Origin of the sequence: Flavobacterium algoris, from assembly GCF_048158525.1 — a bacterium.
GTDB lineage: Bacteria > Bacteroidota > Bacteroidia > Flavobacteriales > Flavobacteriaceae > Flavobacterium > Flavobacterium algoris.
This window is the reverse complement of sequence record NZ_JBLNKT010000035.1, coordinates 20,887-39,375: the sequence shown is the minus strand read 5'-3', so window position 1 is coordinate 39,375 and position 18,489 is coordinate 20,887. Positions and strand designations below refer to the sequence as shown.

Below are 18,489 nucleotides of genomic sequence, written 5' to 3'. Positions count from 1 at the left end.
CAATAAACAAACTTTTAGAACAATTATTAAGGCAATATTTTCAATTTTTAATAAATTTCTGCTAAATCAGGTATTCCTTAAAACAAGTAGAGGCTATCTTTTCAGACAACCTCTTTTATTGATTTACTGTATGCTTTATTCACTCAAAGCATCCCAACCACGGGCCTTTAAAGCAATTTTTGTGTTAGCACGAGTAACTAAATGAATACCTTCGCTTTCTTGTGTCATGTGGCCAATAATAGTAAAATTTGGATTGCCTTTTATTTTTTCAAAGTCTTCCATGGCAATGGTGAAAAGCAGTTCGTAATCTTCTCCTCCGTTTATCGCAACAGTTGTACTGTCGATATCGAATTCTTCACAAACATTAATAAATTGCGGATCGATTGGTAATTTGTCTTCGTATAAATTACAGCCCACTTTGGACTGTTTGCACAAATGCATAATTTCCGATGACAATCCATCCGAAATATCAATCATTGAAGTTGGTTTTATTTCTAAAGCGTGCAATAAAGTACGGACATCTTTTCTGGCTTCTGGCTTCAATTGACGTTCTATCAAATACGTATACGCATCTAAATCTGGTTGTGAATTTGGATTCACCTGAAAAACTTGCTTTTCTCTTTCTAAAACTTGCAATCCCATATAAGCTGCTCCAATATCTCCGGTAACAACCAATAAATCGGTTTCTTTGGCGCCATTTCTATATACGATTTCTTCTTCATCAGCTTCGCCAATAGCAGTTATACTGATGATTAATCCTTTTTGTGATGAGGTAGTGTCTCCACCGATAACATCTACATTGTATTCCCGTGCAGCATGCGTTATTCCTGCAAATAATTCATCTAATGCTTCCAAAGGAAAACGATTGGATACGGCAATGGAAACTGTTATTTGTGTTGGTTTGGCATTCATGGCGCAAATGTCAGAAACATTGACCACGACAGCTTTATAGCCTAAATGTTTTAGGGGCATGTATGCCAAATCAAAATGCACGCCTTCAATCAACAAATCAGTAGAAACGACTATTTTTTTATCTTTGAAATCCAAAACAGCAGCATCATCCCCAATTCCTTTTAAAGTCGAAGGTTGATTGATTTCAAAGTTTTTTGTCAAATGGTCTATCAATCCAAATTCTCCTAGTTGAGCAATACTTGTACGTTGTGGGGTTTTATCTTCGATCATTATTTTAATTGTTTTGAGGTTGCAAATATACGAAGAAATATTCGCCTTGAATTCTATCAAATTGTATCAATTTTATCCGATCTTTAGAGTATTAAATTCGTGAAAAATGAAGTCATTTGATATCGTTACCCTTACCGTTAATCCAGCATTAGATAAAAGCACTCATTTTAAAGGATTAGTCCCAGAACAAAAAATCCGATGTGATGAGCCTCGATATGATGCAGGAGGTGGAGGAATCAATGTGTCTAAGGCAATTTCCCGTCTGGGAGGAACTTCTCTCGCTGTGTTTACTTCAGGTGGACCAATGGGTAAAATGCTGGAAGAATTGGTGGCTAAAGAATCAGTTGAATTTAAAGCAATCGAAGTTCAAACTTGGACAAGGGAAAGTTTTGTCGCTGTGGATGATAATACCAATTCACAGTACCGATTTGGGTTTACAGGCGGAAAAATTTTAGAAGAAGAAAGCAACAAAATATTAGAAACCATCGCAGCTTTAAGCCCAAAATTTTTGGTAGCCAGCGGGAGTTTGAATGAAGGTTTGTCAACAGATTTTTATTTGAAAATTGCGGAAATCGCTAAAAAATCAAATGCAAAATTAATTATAGATACCTCTGGGGAATCATTAAAAAAAGCATTAGAAATTGGTGTTTATATGATTAAACCCAATGTTGGGGAACTCGCAAAATTAATTGGTGTGGAGCGATTGGAACTGGAAGAAGTAAACGAAGCTGCAAAACAAATAATAGCCAAAGGTAGCGCCGAAATTGTAGTCGTTTCACTTGGTCCACAAGGTGCAGTATTGGTTACAAAAGATGCTTACGAATTTGTTCCTGCTCCCAATGTTGCCAAAAAAAGTACTGTAGGTGCCGGTGACAGTATGGTTGGCGGAATGGTTTGGGCGCTTTCGCAAAATAAAAATCTGAAAGAAGTTATTCGTTGGGGAGTCGCTTGCGGTTCAGCAGCAACGATGAACGAAGGAACCCAATTGTTTAAATTCGAAGATGCCAAACGATTATTTGAATGGTTGAAGAATAAATAGAAACAAAAAAACCTGACAATTTTCATCATCAGGTTTTCTCTTTATTCTTACTTCTTTGCTCTAAAAAAATCTAATCATTCAATTTCAACACCGCCATAAACGCTTCTTGTGGAATTTCAACATTTCCAACCAGTCTCATACGTTTTTTACCTTTTTTCTGTTTTTCCAATAATTTACGTTTACGGGAAATATCCCCACCATAACATTTGGCGGTAACGTCTTTACGCAATGCTTTTATCGTTTCACGCGAAATAACTTTTACCCCAATTGCAGCTTGAACAGGAATGTCAAATTGTTGGCGTGGTATTAATTCTTTCAGTTTTTCACACATTTTTTTTCCAATTGAATATGCATTATCTGCATGCATCAAGGATGATAAAGCATCAACAATCGTTGCGTTCAATAAGATGTCAACTTTAACTAAATTAGAAGTTCGCATCCCAATTGGCGTATAATCAAAGGAAGCATATCCTTTAGAAACAGTTTTCAAACGGTCGTAAAAGTCAAATACTATCTCTGCTAATGGCATGTCAAAAGTCAGCTCTACACGTTCCGTAGTCAAATACGTTTGATTGGTAATCAATCCCCGTTTTTCGATACACAAACTCATTACATTTCCAACATAATCGGATTTAGTAATAATAGTTGCTTTAATAAAAGGTTCCTCCACATGATCTAAACGAGAAGGCTCCGGTAAGTCCGAAGGATTGTTTACGATAAGCGGCGTTGTAGGATCTTTTTTGGTGTAAGCCAAATACGAAACGTTGGGAACGGTAGTAATTACGGTCATGTTAAACTCTCTTTCCAAGCGCTCTTGGATAATCTCCATGTGCAACATTCCTAAGAATCCGCAACGGAAACCAAATCCCAAAGCGGCAGAACTTTCCGGTAAAAACACCAATGAAGCATCATTCAACTGCAGTTTTTCCATAGAGTTTCTCAACTCCTCATAATCTTCGGTATCCACAGGATAAATCCCCGCAAAAACCATTGGTTTCACATCTTCAAAACCCTTAATTATATTTGTTGTTGGCGTTTTTGCATCCGTCAACGTATCTCCTACTTTTACTTCTTTCGCTTCTTTAATTCCAGAAATTAAGTACCCAACATCACCTGCTGAAATAACTTGTTTCGGAACTTGATTTAATTTCAAAGTCCCAATTTCATCCGCAAAATATTCGTTTCCGGTAGCCATGAATTTAATCTTTTGGCCTTTTTTAATCTGTCCGTTTTTTACACGGAAAATAACTTCGATTCCTCGAAACGGATTGTAATGTGAGTCAAAAATTAAGGCCTGTAAAGGCTCGTCAACACTTCCTGATGGAGGTGGAATTCGTTCGATAATCGCTGCCAAAATATTTTCAACACCCAAACCAGTTTTACCCGAAGCATGAATAATATCTTCCAGTTTACAACCTAACAAGTCCACGATATCATCGCTCACTTCCTCAGGATTGGCACTTGGTAAATCCACTTTATTCAAAACAGGAATAATTTCCAAGTCATTCTCCAAAGCCAAATATAAATTCGAAATCGTTTGTGCCTGAATGCTTTGCGCTGCATCTACAATCAAAAGTGCCCCTTCACAAGCCGCAATCGAACGAGAAACCTCATACGAAAAATCCACGTGTCCCGGAGTATCAATCAAATTCAGGATGTATTCTTGTCCTTTATACGTGTATTCCATCTGGATCGCATGACTCTTAATCGTAATCCCGCGTTCGCGTTCTAGGTCCATGTTATCAAGTAATTGCGCCTTTTCTTCACGAGCAGTTACCGTTTGTGTAGCACCGAGTAAACGGTCAGCAAGCGTACTTTTTCCGTGATCAATATGTGCAATAATGCAAAAATTCCTAATATGTTTCATGTTCTAAATAATATCAAATTTATTTGGGTTTACCCTGAATTTATTTCAGGGCGTGACCACAAGGGTCGGGCTTTCCGCTACAATCTTTTCCTTTTTAAAGAAAAAAGGAAAAGGATTTTCACTGCAATCCCTCACGCAATCGCCAAACAGCGACAATTAATCTGCAAATATAAGCTAAATTCAACAGTTTCAAAGTCCCGAATTCGCAAACTAATCGGTTTAATACTAAGTCTTTCTTCTTTCTTCTTTTATCCTTTCATCTAAAAAACGTAATTTTGCACCAAATTAAATGATGATGGTCAAGATTGGCAACATAATATTACCCGAATTCCCTTTACTTCTCGCCCCTATGGAAGATGTGAGCGATCCGCCTTTTCGCAGATTGTGCAAAGCCCATGGTGCCGATTTAATGTATTCGGAATTTATTTCTTCCGAAGGATTAATTCGCGACGCTATCAAAAGCCGAATGAAATTAGACATTTTCGATTACGAACGCCCTGTCGGAATCCAGATTTTTGGCGGAGACGAAGAAGCCATGGCGATGTCCTCCAAAATTGTTTCTGCTGTAAACCCGGATTTAATAGATATTAATTTTGGTTGCCCTGTCAAAAAAGTCGTTTGCAAAGGTGCCGGAGCCGGTGTTTTGAAAGATGTTGATTTGATGATTCGTTTGACTCAGGCGGTTATCAATAGTACCCATTTGCCGGTAACAGTAAAAACCCGTTTGGGTTGGGACGATAATTCCATTAATATTGATGAAGTTGCGGAGCGTTTGCAAGACATTGGTGTTGCCGCTTTGAGCATTCACGCCAGAACGCGTGCCCAAATGTACAAAGGCCATTCCGACTGGTCGCACATTGCCCGTGTAAAAAACAATCCTAGAATTACGATGCCTATTTTTGGAAACGGGGATATCGATTCTCCGGAGAAAGCATTGCACTATAAAAATGAATACGGCATCGACGGAATCATGATTGGTCGTGCTGCCATCGGTTATCCTTGGATTTTTGACGAAATCAAACATTACTTCAAAACAGGAGAACATTTGCCAAAACCAACCGTTGTTGATAGAGTGGAAGCAGTGCGAAATCACCTCACTTGGGCAATGGAATGGAAAGGAGAAAGATTGGGAATTGTAGAGACAAGACCACATTACACCAATTATTTCAAAGGAATTCACTCTTTTAAACCGTACAAACAACAATTAGTAACGCTAGATCGACCTGAAGAGTTGTTCGCCGCTTTGAATGAAATCGAAGAAGCGTATGCGGGATATGAGGTTGTTTAACTAGATATTTCAAACACAAATTCCACTAATTAGCACAAATTGTTTCGTGTAAATTAGTGGAATTCGTGTTTTATTTTTAAAATCTGAAATCAAAAATCGTTAATCTTCAATCTTACTCCAACAGCTTTTTACTCACGCGACTACTCGCAATCAGCGAAGCAATAAAGCCAAGAGTGACAATCGTTCCCATAACAATCAATACGTTTTCAAGGGAGAAAACAACGGGATACGCCAGTGTAGGTGTAATCATAACCAGTTGAAAATGTTGTTGCAGCAACACAATTACAATCCCTAAAACCAACCCGATAATTCCGCCAAAAACACTCAATAAAGTACCTTGAAGCAGAAATATTTTTCGTAAATCCTTGATTTCAGTTCCAAGATTAAAAAGGGTTTTCAAGTTTCCTTTTTTATCCAAAATCATCATAATCAGTGCGCCGATCAAGTTGAAAAGTGCCACAACAATTACCAAAGTAAAAATCAAATACACCGCAATATTCTCCGTATTCAACATTTTATAAAGCGATTCGTTGAGTTGCGCCCTGTTTTTTACAGTGATTTTATTGTTGAAAATGGTTTGAAGTTGGTTTGTGATAGCACTTTCATCAGCACCAGCTTTTTCTTTGATTTCAATTCCCGAAACCTGATTGGTTTTGTATTCCAATAATTCTTGTGCTAAACCTAAATCGGCAAAAACATATTTCGAATCTAAATCTTCGCTGATGGCATAAATTCCAACAGGAATTAGATCGGTTTTATTAAAAGCTTGTTCTGGATTTTCAATTGCACCTTTCCCTGGTTTTGGAACTAAAACTTCCAATTGACGATTGAAATCAAGTAATCCCATCGAGAATTTTTGGGCAATTCCGTAACCAACCACCACTTGATACGTATCTGGTTTAAGCCATTGTCCGTTAAAAAGTTTCTTTTCAATAGCATTTACTTTGCTAAAATTAGAATCAACACCTTTTAAGTACGTAACTTCCTGTTTTCCGTCAAAAGTGAATAAAACCCGCTCCTCTATTATTTTAGTATAAGAAACCAAGCCGTCGATTTTCTTGATTTGGATCTCCTGATTTGGAGAAACAAGAAATGATTTCCCTAAAGTACTGCTTATTTTTAAATCGGGATCAATGTCATTCGTAAACGAAAGACTAAAAACTTTCAACCCGCTAAAAACAGATAAAACCACAAACAAAGCCATTGCGCCAACAATAATTCCCATGCTGGCAATCCGATTGATGATGTTGATAGCATTGTTTTTACTGTTGCTGCGAATATAGCGTTTGGCGATGTAAAGGGGGAAATTCAAGTTTTATTGAAATCTACGTTTGTCCAAAAGATCTCTGTTTTCTATAGGATTATCCCTATTCGCTAAGGCATTGTCAATTTTTTCAATGTAATCTAAAGAGTCGTCGATAAAGAAAACCAAATTGGGAACTTTTCTCAATTGCAAACGAACGCGTTGTGATAAATCATGTTTTATGGTTTTAGCATTCGACTTCACCGCCTCTAAAATTTCTTTGGCTTTATCCTGAGGAAAAACGCTTAAATGCACTGTCGCTACTGATAAATCTGTAGTTACCGTAACCTTGGATACCGAAATAATTAAATTAGCTACTCCGTTTTTTCTCACTTCACCTTGCAGAATGTCAACCAAATCTTTTTGGATAACCCCACCTATTTTTTTCTGTCTATTTGTTTCCATGCTGCAAAAATACTACTTTTAAGTTTTATCCCGAAGTTTCGGGACAAATTTTAAAAGTAACCTATTAATAGTTCTGTTTTTAGAAGCTATTTCCTGCTGTTCACTATATCTTTTTATAAGGTGATGAAAAATCACCTTATAAAAAGGATGCCGTTTCCATCAGGGCTAGGAAATTTGGGAAATTAGAACGCTAATTCTAAATCAGAAATCTAAAATCGTTAATCAGAAATCTAAAATCGTAATGCAAAGACCTTCCTTCTCCATATACGACGCATCGGCAGGTTCCGGAAAAACCTATGCGCTTGTCAAAGAATACCTGAAAATTATCCTTGTTGCCAAAAAGAATGACGCCTATCGAAACATTCTCGCCATTACGTTTACCAACAAAGCGGTACACGAAATGAAAAGCCGAATCGTAGGCAGTTTATCCGAATTTGCCAAAGACGAGCCAAGTTCAAAAGCACAGGATTTAATGCAGGATTTGTCCATAGATACGGAACTTTCTATCATTGAAATAAAAACAAAATCACAGCAAATCATCAAGCACATTATTCATAATTATGCCGCTTTTGATATTTCGACCATTGATAAATTCACGCATAAAGTCATTCGTGCTTTTGCACACGATTTGAATTTACCCATGACTTTTGAAGTCACATTGGATACCGAAAATTTGTTGATTGAAGCCGTCGATGCTATTATCGCGCAAGCTGGAGAAGATGAAACATTAACCAAGCTGTTAATCGATTTCACGATGGAAAAAACGGATGATGACAAATCTTGGGATATTTCTCGTGAAATTCTCGAAACCGGTCGGTTGGTTTTAAATGAAAATAATAGAAATGAAATTACGCATTTTCAGAATAAATCCATCGCTGAATTTGTCGAAATCAAAGCCAAATTATCCGAAGCTTGTAAAGCTTTGGAAAAAGAAAGTGTCGTTTTTGCGGAAGAAGCCTTGTCACTGATCGATAAAAACGGAATTGACACGAAATCATTTTCGGCGGGACATTTTCCAAAGCATTTGTCGAGTATTCAAGAAGGAAAATTCAATCCGAAAAACAAAACCTATCACGAATTTGATGACATAAAAATTAATAAAACAGCCAAAGACCGTGCGATTATTGAAAACATAATCCCTGATTTATTGCAGTTTTTGGATCAGGTGTATAAAACCTTCGAAAAGATAAATTTCTATAAAGCGTTCTTAAAAAACATTACCCCTTTGTCATTGCTAAATACGGTCAGTAATGAATTAGCTAAAATTCAACAAGAACAAAACGTTCTTTCTATTTCCGAATTTAATGCAATAATTCACAGGGAAATTCAAAATCAACCGGCTCCTTTTATATACGAACGATTGGGCGAGCGCTACCGTCATTTTTTTATTGATGAATTTCAGGATACTTCCGAAATGCAATGGCAGAATTTAATTCCGCTGATTGATAATGCGCTTTCGGGTCAGGATGATTTTGGTGTAAAAGGGACTTTGATGATTGTGGGCGATCCAAAACAATCCATTTACAGATGGCGTGGCGGAAAAGCGGAACAGTTTATTGAATTGAGTAAAGACCAAAATCCGTTCAATAATCCCGATAAAAGACTCGAACATTTAGATAAAAATTACCGCAGTTATTCGCAGATAATCGAATTCAATAATGATTTTTTCAAATTGTTATCGAATGAATTCGAACATTTAGATTATAAAGATTTGTATGAAAATCACAGTCATCAAAAAACGAATGATAAAACTGGTGGCTACGTAAATATTTCTTTCATTCCAAAAGTAGAAACTTCGGAAGATGATGAGGAAGCTTTGGACAAAACGGATTTGTATGTTTTAGCGACTTTAAATACGATTCAAAAATCGTTAAAACAAGGGTTTCAATACAAAGATATTGTGATTCTTACCCGAAAAAGAAGTCAGGGAATTGCGATTGCTAATTATTTGACAGAACAAGGAATTCCACTTTTATCGTCGGAAACCTTAATGATTCAAAACGCCACCGAAGTCCGGTTGATTATTCATTTATTAAAATATCTGAAAAACAGTTCAGATTTGGAATCCAAAGCAAATTTCCTTCAATATTTAGCACAAAACAGTCAGGATAAATTACCGATTCATGATTTTATTGCCCAAGGAATGGCGTTGTTTCAGGAAACTGATTTCGAAGAGTGGTTGATGAGTTTTGATGTTTCGCTTTCGTTTCAAAACATTCGAAAAAAATCATTGTATGAAGCAGTGGAAACTATAATAGCAAAGTTTCTCGCCCCTCCCGAGGCTTCGGGACCCTCCGAAGCAGAAGGGAATGCCTACGTTCAATATTTCCTGGATATTGTTCTAGAACGAGACATTCGCAATCAAGCAGGAATTTCTGATTTCCTGAATTTCTGGGATAAAAATGCGGAGAAATTTAGCATTCCGTCTCCTGAAGGAACTAATGCAGTCCGAATTATGACGATCCACAAATCTAAAGGACTGGAATTCCCGGTGGTTATTTTTCCTTTCGCAGAAGAAGATTACAACAGGAAACCTAAAGATAAATTGTGGCTCAATGCTGAGGAACAGGATTTTGGTTTGCCAAAGGTTTTAATTGATAATAGTAGTGCAGTAGAAGGATTTGGAGTCGAAGCTGCAGAAGTTTACAATCAAAAGAAACAGGAAGAATTATTGGATAATATTAATGTTTTGTACGTGGCTTTAACCCGTGCCGAAGAACAATTATATGTGATTTCGAATATGAATTTGTCCAGTAAAGGGGAGATTCCCAAAAACAATATGTGTAGTTTTTTTATAAATTATTTGGCGAACAAAGAAGAATTTGATGAAAATAAATTAGAGTATGAATTTGGAAATGAAAATAAATTATCTTCAGCAAAACAACACATCGATACTTCAAAAACGATTCCTTTAGTTTCAGAAATTTTGAATCCAAAGAATATAAAAATAGCACAGCGAGAAGCGTTAATGTGGGGGACGCTCCAACAAGAAGCTATCGAATATGGAAATGTTATTCATGAAATTCTATCTTTTGTAAAAACTAAAAACGATGTCGATTTGGCGATTACAAAGTCTATTGAAAACGGATTAATTACGCTAAATCAAAAGGAATTGGTTTATAAAACGATTCAAGAAATTGTTAATCATAGTGAACTAGAGATTTGTTTTGCTGAAGGGAATGAAGTTTTAAATGAACAAACTATTATTCAAAAAGAAGGAAAAACAGTAAAACCGGACCGGATGGTTTTAACGAAAAACAGAGAAGTATTGTTGCTGGATTATAAAACTGGAACGCATAATGTTAAATACCAACAACAATTGGAGAATTATCAGGATGCTATTGAGAAAATGGGATACAAAGTAGTTAAAAAGGCATTGGTATACATAGGGAAAGAAATCGATGTAGTAAATTTGTAGGTTACTAATTGAAATGAATAAATAACGGCTTTAATAAACACATAAAATGTACGGAAAAATCAAAGAATACTTACAGTCAGAATTGCAAACTATTGAAGATAATGGAATTTTCAAAAAAGAAAGAATCATCACTTCTCCGCAAGGAGCAGAAATCACTATTTCGACAGGTGAGAAAGTTTTGAATTTTTGTGCTAATAATTATCTTGGATTATCATCACACCCTGAGGTTATACAAGCCGCAAAAGATGCTTTGGATACACACGGTTTCGGAATGTCATCGGTTCGTTTTATTTGTGGAACCCAAGATATTCATAAAACATTGGAAAAGAAGATTTCTGAATTTTACGGAACTGAAGATACTATTCTTTATGCCGCAGCTTTTGATGCTAATGGCGGTGTTTTCGAACCGTTGTTAGGAGAAAATGATGCGATAATTTCTGATAGTTTGAATCACGCTTCTATTATAGATGGGGTTCGTTTGTGTAAGGCGGCTCGTTATCGCTATGAAAATAGCAATATGCAGGATTTAGAGCAACAGCTTATCAAAGCGGTTGAGGCGGGAAGCCGTTTCAAATTAATTGTCACTGATGGCGTTTTCTCTATGGACGGTGTTGTGGCTCCTTTGGATAAAATTTGTGATTTGGCAGATAAATATGATGCGATGGTTATGGTCGATGAATGTCATGCTGCAGGTTTTATAGGAGCAACCGGAAAAGGAACGCTTGAAGCAAAAGGTGTAATGGGAAGAGTAGATATCATTACAGGAACATTAGGTAAAGCGCTTGGTGGTGCAATGGGAGGTTATACAACTGCCAAAAAAGAAATTATCGAAATATTACGTCAACGTTCCAGACCATATTTGTTTTCTAATTCTTTAGCGCCTGCAATTGTAGGTGCTTCTATCAAAGTTTTTGAAATATTAGAAAGAGATACAGTTTTACGGGATAAATTAGAGTGGAATACCAACTATTTTAAAGAAGGTATGAAAAAAGCAGGTTTTGATATCATTGACGGGAATTCTGCGATTGTTCCTGTGATGCTTTATGATGCTAAGTTGTCACAAACTATGGCTGATGAGCTTTTAAAAAGAGGTATTTATGTTATTGGTTTTTTCTTTCCGGTAGTTCCTAAGGATAAAGCAAGAATAAGAGTACAGCTCTCTGCAGCACATACGACAGCACATATAGACAAGGCAATTAGCGCTTTTGTTGAAGTTGGGCGTTTGTTAAAAGTTATATAATTTTTATTGAAAGTTATATAATTTCCACTTTGCCTCTAATATTATTGTTTTTTTTAACATTTCATTTTGTAGTTAAAAATTTACGAGTTACTTTTGTCTATAATTAACTAAATTGTAATTAAAAAAATTAAGTATGAAACATCTTAACAAACTTTTAGTTGCTGTAATGATGGTGATGGGTCTAAGCTCTCACGCACAAGACAGTAACAATCCATGGGCAATCTCTTTTGGAGTTAATGCCGTTGACACCAAAGCTAGTGCTGGAGGTGGGCATAATTGGCTAGATGCACATTTTTCTCAGCCATTCGCTGTTAAAGACAACTGGAATATTCTTCCTTCTGTATCTTATTTAAGTGTATCTAGATACATAGGAGATAATTTCTCATTTGGACTTTCTGGATCAGTAAATAAAATTACAAAAGCAGTTTATTTTAGTCCAACTGCTCCAGGTCATGATTCTCGTGGCTACATTGTAACTAATCCAGGCGACTTAATGTATTATGGTATCGATGGTACTATTAGATACAGTTTCATGAACTTGATCAAATCTAAAGTAATTGATCCTTCTCTTGCTGTTGGTGGTGGTTATACTTTCTTAGGAAAAGACAGTTTTGGAACTGTTAATCCAGGTGCTGGATTGAACCTCTGGTTTACTGAAAACATCGGACTTTCTTTTACTACAACTTACAAAAAATCTTTTGGAGATAGAAATGACTCTAATGGAGTTATTGATTCTCCTTCTCATTTCCAACACACTGCAGGTCTTATCTTCAAATTTGGAGGTAAAGATACAGATGGTGATGGAATATATGATAAAGATGATGCTTGTCCAGAAGTTGCTGGTTTGAAACAATTCAATGGATGTCCTGACACTGATGGAGATGGAATTCAAGATAGTGCTGATGCTTGTCCAGAAGTTGCTGGTTTAGCTGCATTAAACGGATGTCCTGATACTGATGGAGATGGAATTGCTGATAAAGATGATGCTTGTCCAGAAGTTGCTGGTTTAGCTGCTTTAAAAGGTTGTCCAGATGCTGACGGAGATGGAATTGCTGATAAAGATGACAAATGTCCAACTGTTGCAGGTCCTAAAGAAAATGCAGGTTGTCCTTGGCCAGATACTGATGGTGATTCAGTTTTAGATAAAGATGATGCTTGCCCTACTGTTGCGGGTCCAGTTAGTAACAAAGGATGTCCTGAAGTAACTACTGAAGCTTTAGACAATCTTAAAATTCAAGCTAGAGCAGTTTACTTTAATTCAGGTAAAGCTACTTTTAAAACAGCTGACGTTCCTGCTAGATTAGATGCTATGGCAAATATTCTTAAAAACTATCCTAATGCTAAATTCAGTATTGAAGGGCATACAGATAGCGATGGTTCAGATGCATACAATCAAAAACTTTCTGAAGCTAGAGCAAATGTTGTTAAAAATGCTTTAGTTGAAAGAGGTATTAGTTCTGATAATTTAAATGCTGTAGGTTTTGGTGAAAGTACACCAGTTGCAACAAATAAAACAGCTAAAGGTAAAGCTCAAAATAGAAGAACTGAAGTATTGTTACAAAAATAATCTACTTCAAAATTTTTTAGAAAACGCCTCGATTTATCGGGGCGTTTTTTTTATTTTTATAAAATGACAAATACTTCTTTTTTAGATAAAATAGCAGCCGTTTTAATTGAAAAATATTCAGACAATCTTTCCAATACAATTGTAGTTTTGCCAAACAAAAGAGCAAAAATATTTTTGATTGAAGCGCTGAAAAATCAGGTAACCTCAAATATACTTTCTCCTGAAATTATTAGTATTGAAGATTTTATTCAAGATATAGCAGGCATTCGTACGATTGATCCGATTGAGTTACTATTCGAATTCTATGAGGTCTATCTGTCTGTTACTGATAAAGCTAACCAACAATCATTTGAATTATTTGCCAATTGGGCGAAAACATTATTACAGGATTTTAATGAAATTGACCGGTATTTATTGGAGCCATCCCATGTTCTTTCGTATCTGAAAGATATTGAAGATATCAAAAAATGGGGAATTGAAGTCGAAAATAAGACTGAATTATTAGAAAAATACATTGATTTTTGGAAATTACTGCCTAATTACTATCAATCACTTTATACTCATTTATTGAATAAAGGAATTGGTTATCAAGGTTTGATTTACCGTGAAGCGGTAAATAACCTAAACCATTTTTCGAATTCAGTTCAAAATAAGCAATTCCTGTTTGCAGGGTTTAATGCGCTGAATGCTGCCGAAGAAAAAATAATCCAGCATCTTATTGCTTCTGATCAAGCCAAAATATATTGGGATGTTGATCAAACCTTTCTAAACGACCCGTATCATGATGCAGGGTTGTTTGTACGCCGTTTCAAAGAAAGTTGGAAACATTATAAGCTACACCCGTTTGAATGGATTGTAAATGATTTTTCACAGGCTAAAAATATTCGAGTTGTTGGAACACCAAAGACGATTGGTCAAGCCAAGATAACCGGAAGTATTATTGAAAATGTCATCTATCAAAATCCAGAGGGCAAGCTGGATAAGGTGGCTGTGGTTCTAGGTGAGGAAAATCTTTTGGTTCCGCTTTTGTATTCTTTGCCATCAAGCGTCGGTGCTTTGAATATTACTATGGGGTATTCGAGTAAGAATAATCCAGCCCAGATTTTGATTGCGAAATTGTTTAAAATGCATACGAATGCTTTGTCCAGAAATGCCAAAAGCTATGTTTTGTATTACAAAGATGTATTGGATATTTTGACACATCCTTTGGTGGAACCTTATGCGAAAACCAATGTGTTAGTCAAAATTATCAATCAAAACAATTACACATTTATTACCCATCATAAATTGATGGAATTGAATACTGATCCAAGTGAGTTGTTTTTCTTATTATTTCAAAAATGGGAAAATGGTTCAATTCCGGTATTAGAGACAATTTCTAAATTATTGCAGACTATAAAAAACAATTTAAGCAACGACAACGAAGAAGAGAAAATTACCAAAGCTTTTGTTTTTGCTATTTTCAAAGTGATTAATAAACTAATTAATTACTATTCGAAGCATGAACATATTGATAAAATAGAAACGCTTTATGCCATTTACAAGCAAGTAATTGATTTGGCAGAAGTTTCTTTTGAAGGAGAACCGTTGAATGGTTTGCAGATTATGGGAGTTTTAGAAAGTCGTGTTTTGGATTTTGACACTGTAATTGTTACTTCTATGAATGAAGGAAAATTTCCGGCTGGGAAATCGCAAAATTCTTTTATTCCGTATGATGTGAAACGCGAATTGGGATTGCCGACATTCAAAGAAAAAGATGCTATTTATACCTATCATTTCTATCATTTATTACAACGCGCAAAGAATATCTACTTGCTTTATAATACCGAAAGTGAAGGATTGGATGCGGGTGAAAAAAGTCGATTCATCACGCAATTGGAAGTAGAAAAACAGGTCAATCATACTTTGTCACACGAAATTTATAATGCTGTTTTACCTGAAACGGCGTACCAACCAATGGTAATTCCTAAATCGGAAAGTGTGATGATGCGGTTGAAAGAAATTGCCGAAAAAGGATTTTCACCATCGGCATTGACGAGTTATATTAGAAACCCGATTCAGTTTTATTTCCAGAAGATTTTGCGCATCAGTGAAGTCGAAGAAGTCGAGGAAAATATTGCCTTGAATACGTTGGGAACCATTATCCATGAAACGTTGAAGGTTTTATATGAGCCATTCATTGGTAAATTTATTTCGGAAAATGATATTCTAAATTGTTTCAAACAAATAGACGCTGAGGTTTTGAAGCAATTCAAATTGGTTTACAAAGAAGGCGAAATCAAAAAAGGTCGAAATTTATTGGCGTTTGAAGTTGCCAAACGTAATGTTTCGAATTTCCTAAAAGTGGAACTGGAAAGTATTAAAAACGGCGATGCGATAAAAATTCTAGCTTTGGAACAAACTTTTGGAAAAATTTTAAATCATCCCAATTTGCCTTTTCCGGTATTGATAAAAGGAAACGTTGATCGAATTGAAGAGCGTAACGGAATCATTAGAATTATCGATTACAAAACGGGTAAAGTAGAAAAAGCAAGCGTCACTTTGAAATCTTGGAAAGGATTGACCGATGATATTAAAAGCGATAAAATCATTCAGGTGCTGGCGTATGCTTATATGTATGAGCAGGAAGCAAAAGGAAAGCCAATTGAAGCGGGAATTATTTCTTTCAAGAATTTAAAAGCAGGTTTTCTTCCGTTTAACTTTAAAGAAGACAAAGAAATAAATTCAATTATAAATGAAGAAATTTTGAGTAATTATTTAGAGCAAATGGTTCTTTTATTGAGTGAAATTTTAGATCAGAATATTCCTTTTGAAGAGAAAATAATTTAAATACTTTTGAAAAAAGCCAACAAAACGATCAATAATTCCTCTTGGTTCTCAATATGACTCATGTGTCCGTCTGGAAAATTTACGAATTGTACAGTAGTATTTTCTAGTTGTTCTTTAGTTTCTTCGTAGTTTAAAACAGGGTCTTTTTCGCCTAGAATTAATAGTTTTGGATAGGGTGTGAGGTGCAATAATACTTCTCGGTCTTTTCTTGTTTTCATTCCTTCGAGCGAGGCAACGATTCCTTGAAGTGGCGTTTTTAAAGCTTCTTTTTTTACTCTTTCAATTTCTGATGAAAGTCTCTCTCTGTTGGATTCGCTGAATAAATTAGCTATGGACAGTGAAACAAAGTTTAAGAAAGATTGTTTTACGGCTTTAATAGCTCGGTCCCGATTTATTTTTCGCTCCTCGCTATCGGCTCTTGTTGTTGAATTTAATAAAACTAATCCTTTTACAGTGTCAGGATATAATTCGGCGAAAGCTAGAGCCACGTAACCGCCCATAGAATGTCCCACAAAAATGGCTTTCCGGATGCGTAATTCCGATAAAACAGCGTGAACGGCATCGGCATTATCTTCCATCGTTTGCACGTAACTCAAACATTCCGTTTCGCCATGACCCAGTAAATCAATGGTGATAACGCGGTTTTTTTTGGCAAACTCAGGAATATAAAAACCCCACATTTCTTTGTTTTCCAAGAAACCATGAAGCAAGATAATAGCGTTTCCTTTCCCGGTATCGGAATAGGAGATGTTGGTGTTTTTAAAGAGAATTTGTTTCAAAATGGAAATTTAGTCTACAAAAATAGCACTTTTATTTTTTAACTATTTAAGAAATATAAGTTCATTTAAGAAGTACTACTATGTCCTTATATTTCTTATATGGTTTAAAAAAAAACGGCCTACATTGCTGTAAGCCGTTCTCGTTGTATGTATTTGAAAGTAATTAACTGTTCATCAACGTTTCAATTTCGTCGACTTCAATAGGGATGTTGCGCATCAAATTAAAGGGTTCGCCAGTTTCCTGAACGATTACATTGTCTTCCAAACGGATTCCGAAACCTTCGGCAGGAATGTAAATTCCCGGTTCTACGGTGAAAACCATATTGGCTTGCATTGGTTCTGTAAGGATTCCATAATCGTGCGTGTCCAATCCCATGTGGTGGGAAGTTCCGTGCATGAAGTATTTTTTGTAAGCGGGCCATTCCGGGTTTTCATTTTGGACATCGGCTTTGTCGAGCAATCCTAAACCAAGCAATTCTGAAGTCATGATTTTTCCTACTTCAAAATGGTATTGTTTCCAAAGTGTTCCTGGAGTAAGCATTTTAGTCGCTTCGTTTTTTACTCGTAAAACGGCTTCATAAACGTCTTTTTGTCTACCGGTGAATTTTCCTGAAACAGGAATCATTCTCGTCATATCGCTCGAATAATTCGCATATTCGGCAGCCACATCCAATAGAATCAAATCACCTGCGTGGCATTGTTGGTTGTTTTCGATGTAATGCAACACATTCGCATTATTTCCCGAAGCGATAATTGGCGTGTAAGCAAAACCCTTGGAACGGTTACAAATGAACTCGTGGATCAGTTCAGCTTCAATTTCGTATTCGGTTACATTTGGTTTTACAAAAGATAATAATCTTCTGTATCCTTTTTCAGTGATGTTGCAGGCATTTTGGATTAAATCCAATTCTTCAGTTTCTTTTACAGAACGAATGCGTTGCAAGATCGGATTGCTTTTTGCAACGGCATGCGCCGGATATTTGGCTTTCCACCATTTTACAAAACGGGCTTCCCGGGTTTCGGTTTCCACGGTGGCGCGGTAATGCTCGTTGGTGTTGATGTAAATCGTATCGGAATGCGTCATCATTTCGAATAAAATTTTCTCGAAATCCTGTAGCCAATGCACGGTTTTGATTCCTGAAACTTCAAAAGCGCGTTCTTTGGTCAGTTTTTCCCCTTCCCAAATTGCAATGTGTTCGCTGGTTTCTTTCAAGAATACCATCTCTCTTTGATGTTCGTAAGGCGCATCCGGGAAAAGCAACAAAATACTTTCTTCTTGATCCACTCCGCTTAAATAAAAAATATCGCGGTGTTGTGCAAAAGGCAGTGTGCTATCGGCACTTATTGGATAAATATCATTAGAGTTGAAAATAGCAACGCTTTTTGGCTTCATCTGAGCCATGAATTTGGTGCGATTTTTTATAAATAAATCCCGGTCAATTTGATGGTATTTCATAGCAATACAGTTTAAACTTTTAATTACTCAAAAATACTAAGTTTAAATCGGTTTTTATTATGAATTCGTTAAATTTTAAATAAAAAAAACACAAAATAAAACAAACAGAAGTCTAT

12 protein-coding genes are annotated in these 18,489 nt (G+C 36.0%); 6 read left to right on the top strand and 6 right to left on the bottom strand.

The features are described from left to right. Window positions 1–135 precede the first annotated feature (135 nt). Window positions 136–1,182, bottom strand: coding sequence for a thiamine-phosphate kinase (thiL, locus tag ACM55I_RS14580; protein ID WP_416847577.1), 1,047 nt, complete (start codon window positions 1,180–1,182; stop codon window positions 136–138). 106 nt (window positions 1,183–1,288) lie between these two features. Between thiL and ACM55I_RS14575 the strand changes: the two genes are divergently transcribed. Then, complete coding sequence (locus tag ACM55I_RS14575) at window positions 1,289–2,221, top strand: 1-phosphofructokinase family hexose kinase (protein WP_416847576.1); 933 nt, start codon at window positions 1,289–1,291, stop codon at window positions 2,219–2,221. A 70-nt stretch (window positions 2,222–2,291) separates the two neighbouring features. On the opposite strand, the gene lepA is transcribed toward ACM55I_RS14575, so the two are convergent. After that, complete coding sequence (gene lepA / locus ACM55I_RS14570) at window positions 2,292–4,088, bottom strand: translation elongation factor 4 (protein ID WP_416847575.1); 1,797 nt, start codon at window positions 4,086–4,088, stop codon at window positions 2,292–2,294. A 295-nt stretch (window positions 4,089–4,383) separates the two neighbouring features. Here lepA and dusB point away from each other — a divergent pair, with 295 nt between their 5' ends. Then, on the top strand, window positions 4,384–5,376 hold the full coding sequence (gene dusB, locus ACM55I_RS14565; RefSeq protein ID WP_416847578.1) for a tRNA dihydrouridine synthase DusB: 993 nt from the start codon (window positions 4,384–4,386) through the stop codon (window positions 5,374–5,376). A 112-nt stretch (window positions 5,377–5,488) separates the two neighbouring features. Here dusB and ACM55I_RS14560 read toward each other — a convergent pair whose 3' ends face one another. Further along, window positions 5,489–6,688 carry an ABC transporter permease gene (locus ACM55I_RS14560; RefSeq protein WP_416847574.1) on the bottom strand — a complete coding sequence of 400 codons (1,200 nt, stop codon included), beginning with the start codon at window positions 6,686–6,688 and terminating at the stop codon, window positions 5,489–5,491. Between the two features lie 3 nt (window positions 6,689–6,691). Then, a complete protein-coding gene (gene rbfA, locus ACM55I_RS14555) occupies window positions 6,692–7,084 on the bottom strand; it encodes a 30S ribosome-binding factor RbfA (RefSeq protein ID WP_126452046.1) in 393 nt (130 codons plus the stop codon). A gap of 241 nt (window positions 7,085–7,325) precedes the next feature. Here rbfA and ACM55I_RS14550 point away from each other — a divergent pair, with 241 nt between their 5' ends. The 4 genes from ACM55I_RS14550 to ACM55I_RS14535 all read left to right on the top strand — a co-directional run bounded on the left by ACM55I_RS14550 (window position 7,326) and on the right by ACM55I_RS14535 (window position 16,138). After that, window positions 7,326–10,502: a UvrD-helicase domain-containing protein gene (locus ACM55I_RS14550; protein ID WP_416847573.1), complete on the top strand. Its 3,177-nt coding sequence runs from the start codon at window positions 7,326–7,328 to the stop codon at window positions 10,500–10,502. Between the two features lie 46 nt (window positions 10,503–10,548). Continuing rightward, window positions 10,549–11,742 (top strand): glycine C-acetyltransferase, encoded by a 1,194-nt coding sequence (kbl, locus tag ACM55I_RS14545; RefSeq protein WP_416847572.1) that lies wholly within the window; start codon window positions 10,549–10,551, stop codon window positions 11,740–11,742. Window positions 11,743–11,875: 133 nt separating this feature from the next. Next, window positions 11,876–13,309, top strand: a complete 1,434-nt coding sequence (locus tag ACM55I_RS14540) for an OmpA family protein (RefSeq protein ID WP_416847571.1) — start codon at window positions 11,876–11,878, stop codon at window positions 13,307–13,309. 63 nt (window positions 13,310–13,372) lie between these two features. Continuing rightward, complete coding sequence (locus ACM55I_RS14535) at window positions 13,373–16,138, top strand: PD-(D/E)XK nuclease family protein (RefSeq protein ID WP_416847570.1); 2,766 nt, start codon at window positions 13,373–13,375, stop codon at window positions 16,136–16,138. On the opposite strand, the gene ACM55I_RS14530 is transcribed toward ACM55I_RS14535, so the two are convergent. Then, the gene (locus ACM55I_RS14530; RefSeq protein WP_416847569.1) at window positions 16,135–16,917 is read right to left on the bottom strand and encodes an alpha/beta fold hydrolase; all 783 of its coding nucleotides are present in this window, start codon (window positions 16,915–16,917) and stop codon (window positions 16,135–16,137) included. The two genes, ACM55I_RS14535 and ACM55I_RS14530, sit on opposite strands and share 4 nt — an antisense overlap. A gap of 163 nt (window positions 16,918–17,080) precedes the next feature. Beyond that, on the bottom strand, window positions 17,081–18,373 hold the full coding sequence (locus tag ACM55I_RS14525) for an aminopeptidase P family protein (RefSeq protein WP_416847568.1): 1,293 nt from the start codon (window positions 18,371–18,373) through the stop codon (window positions 17,081–17,083). Between the last annotated feature and the right edge of the window lie 116 nt (window positions 18,374–18,489).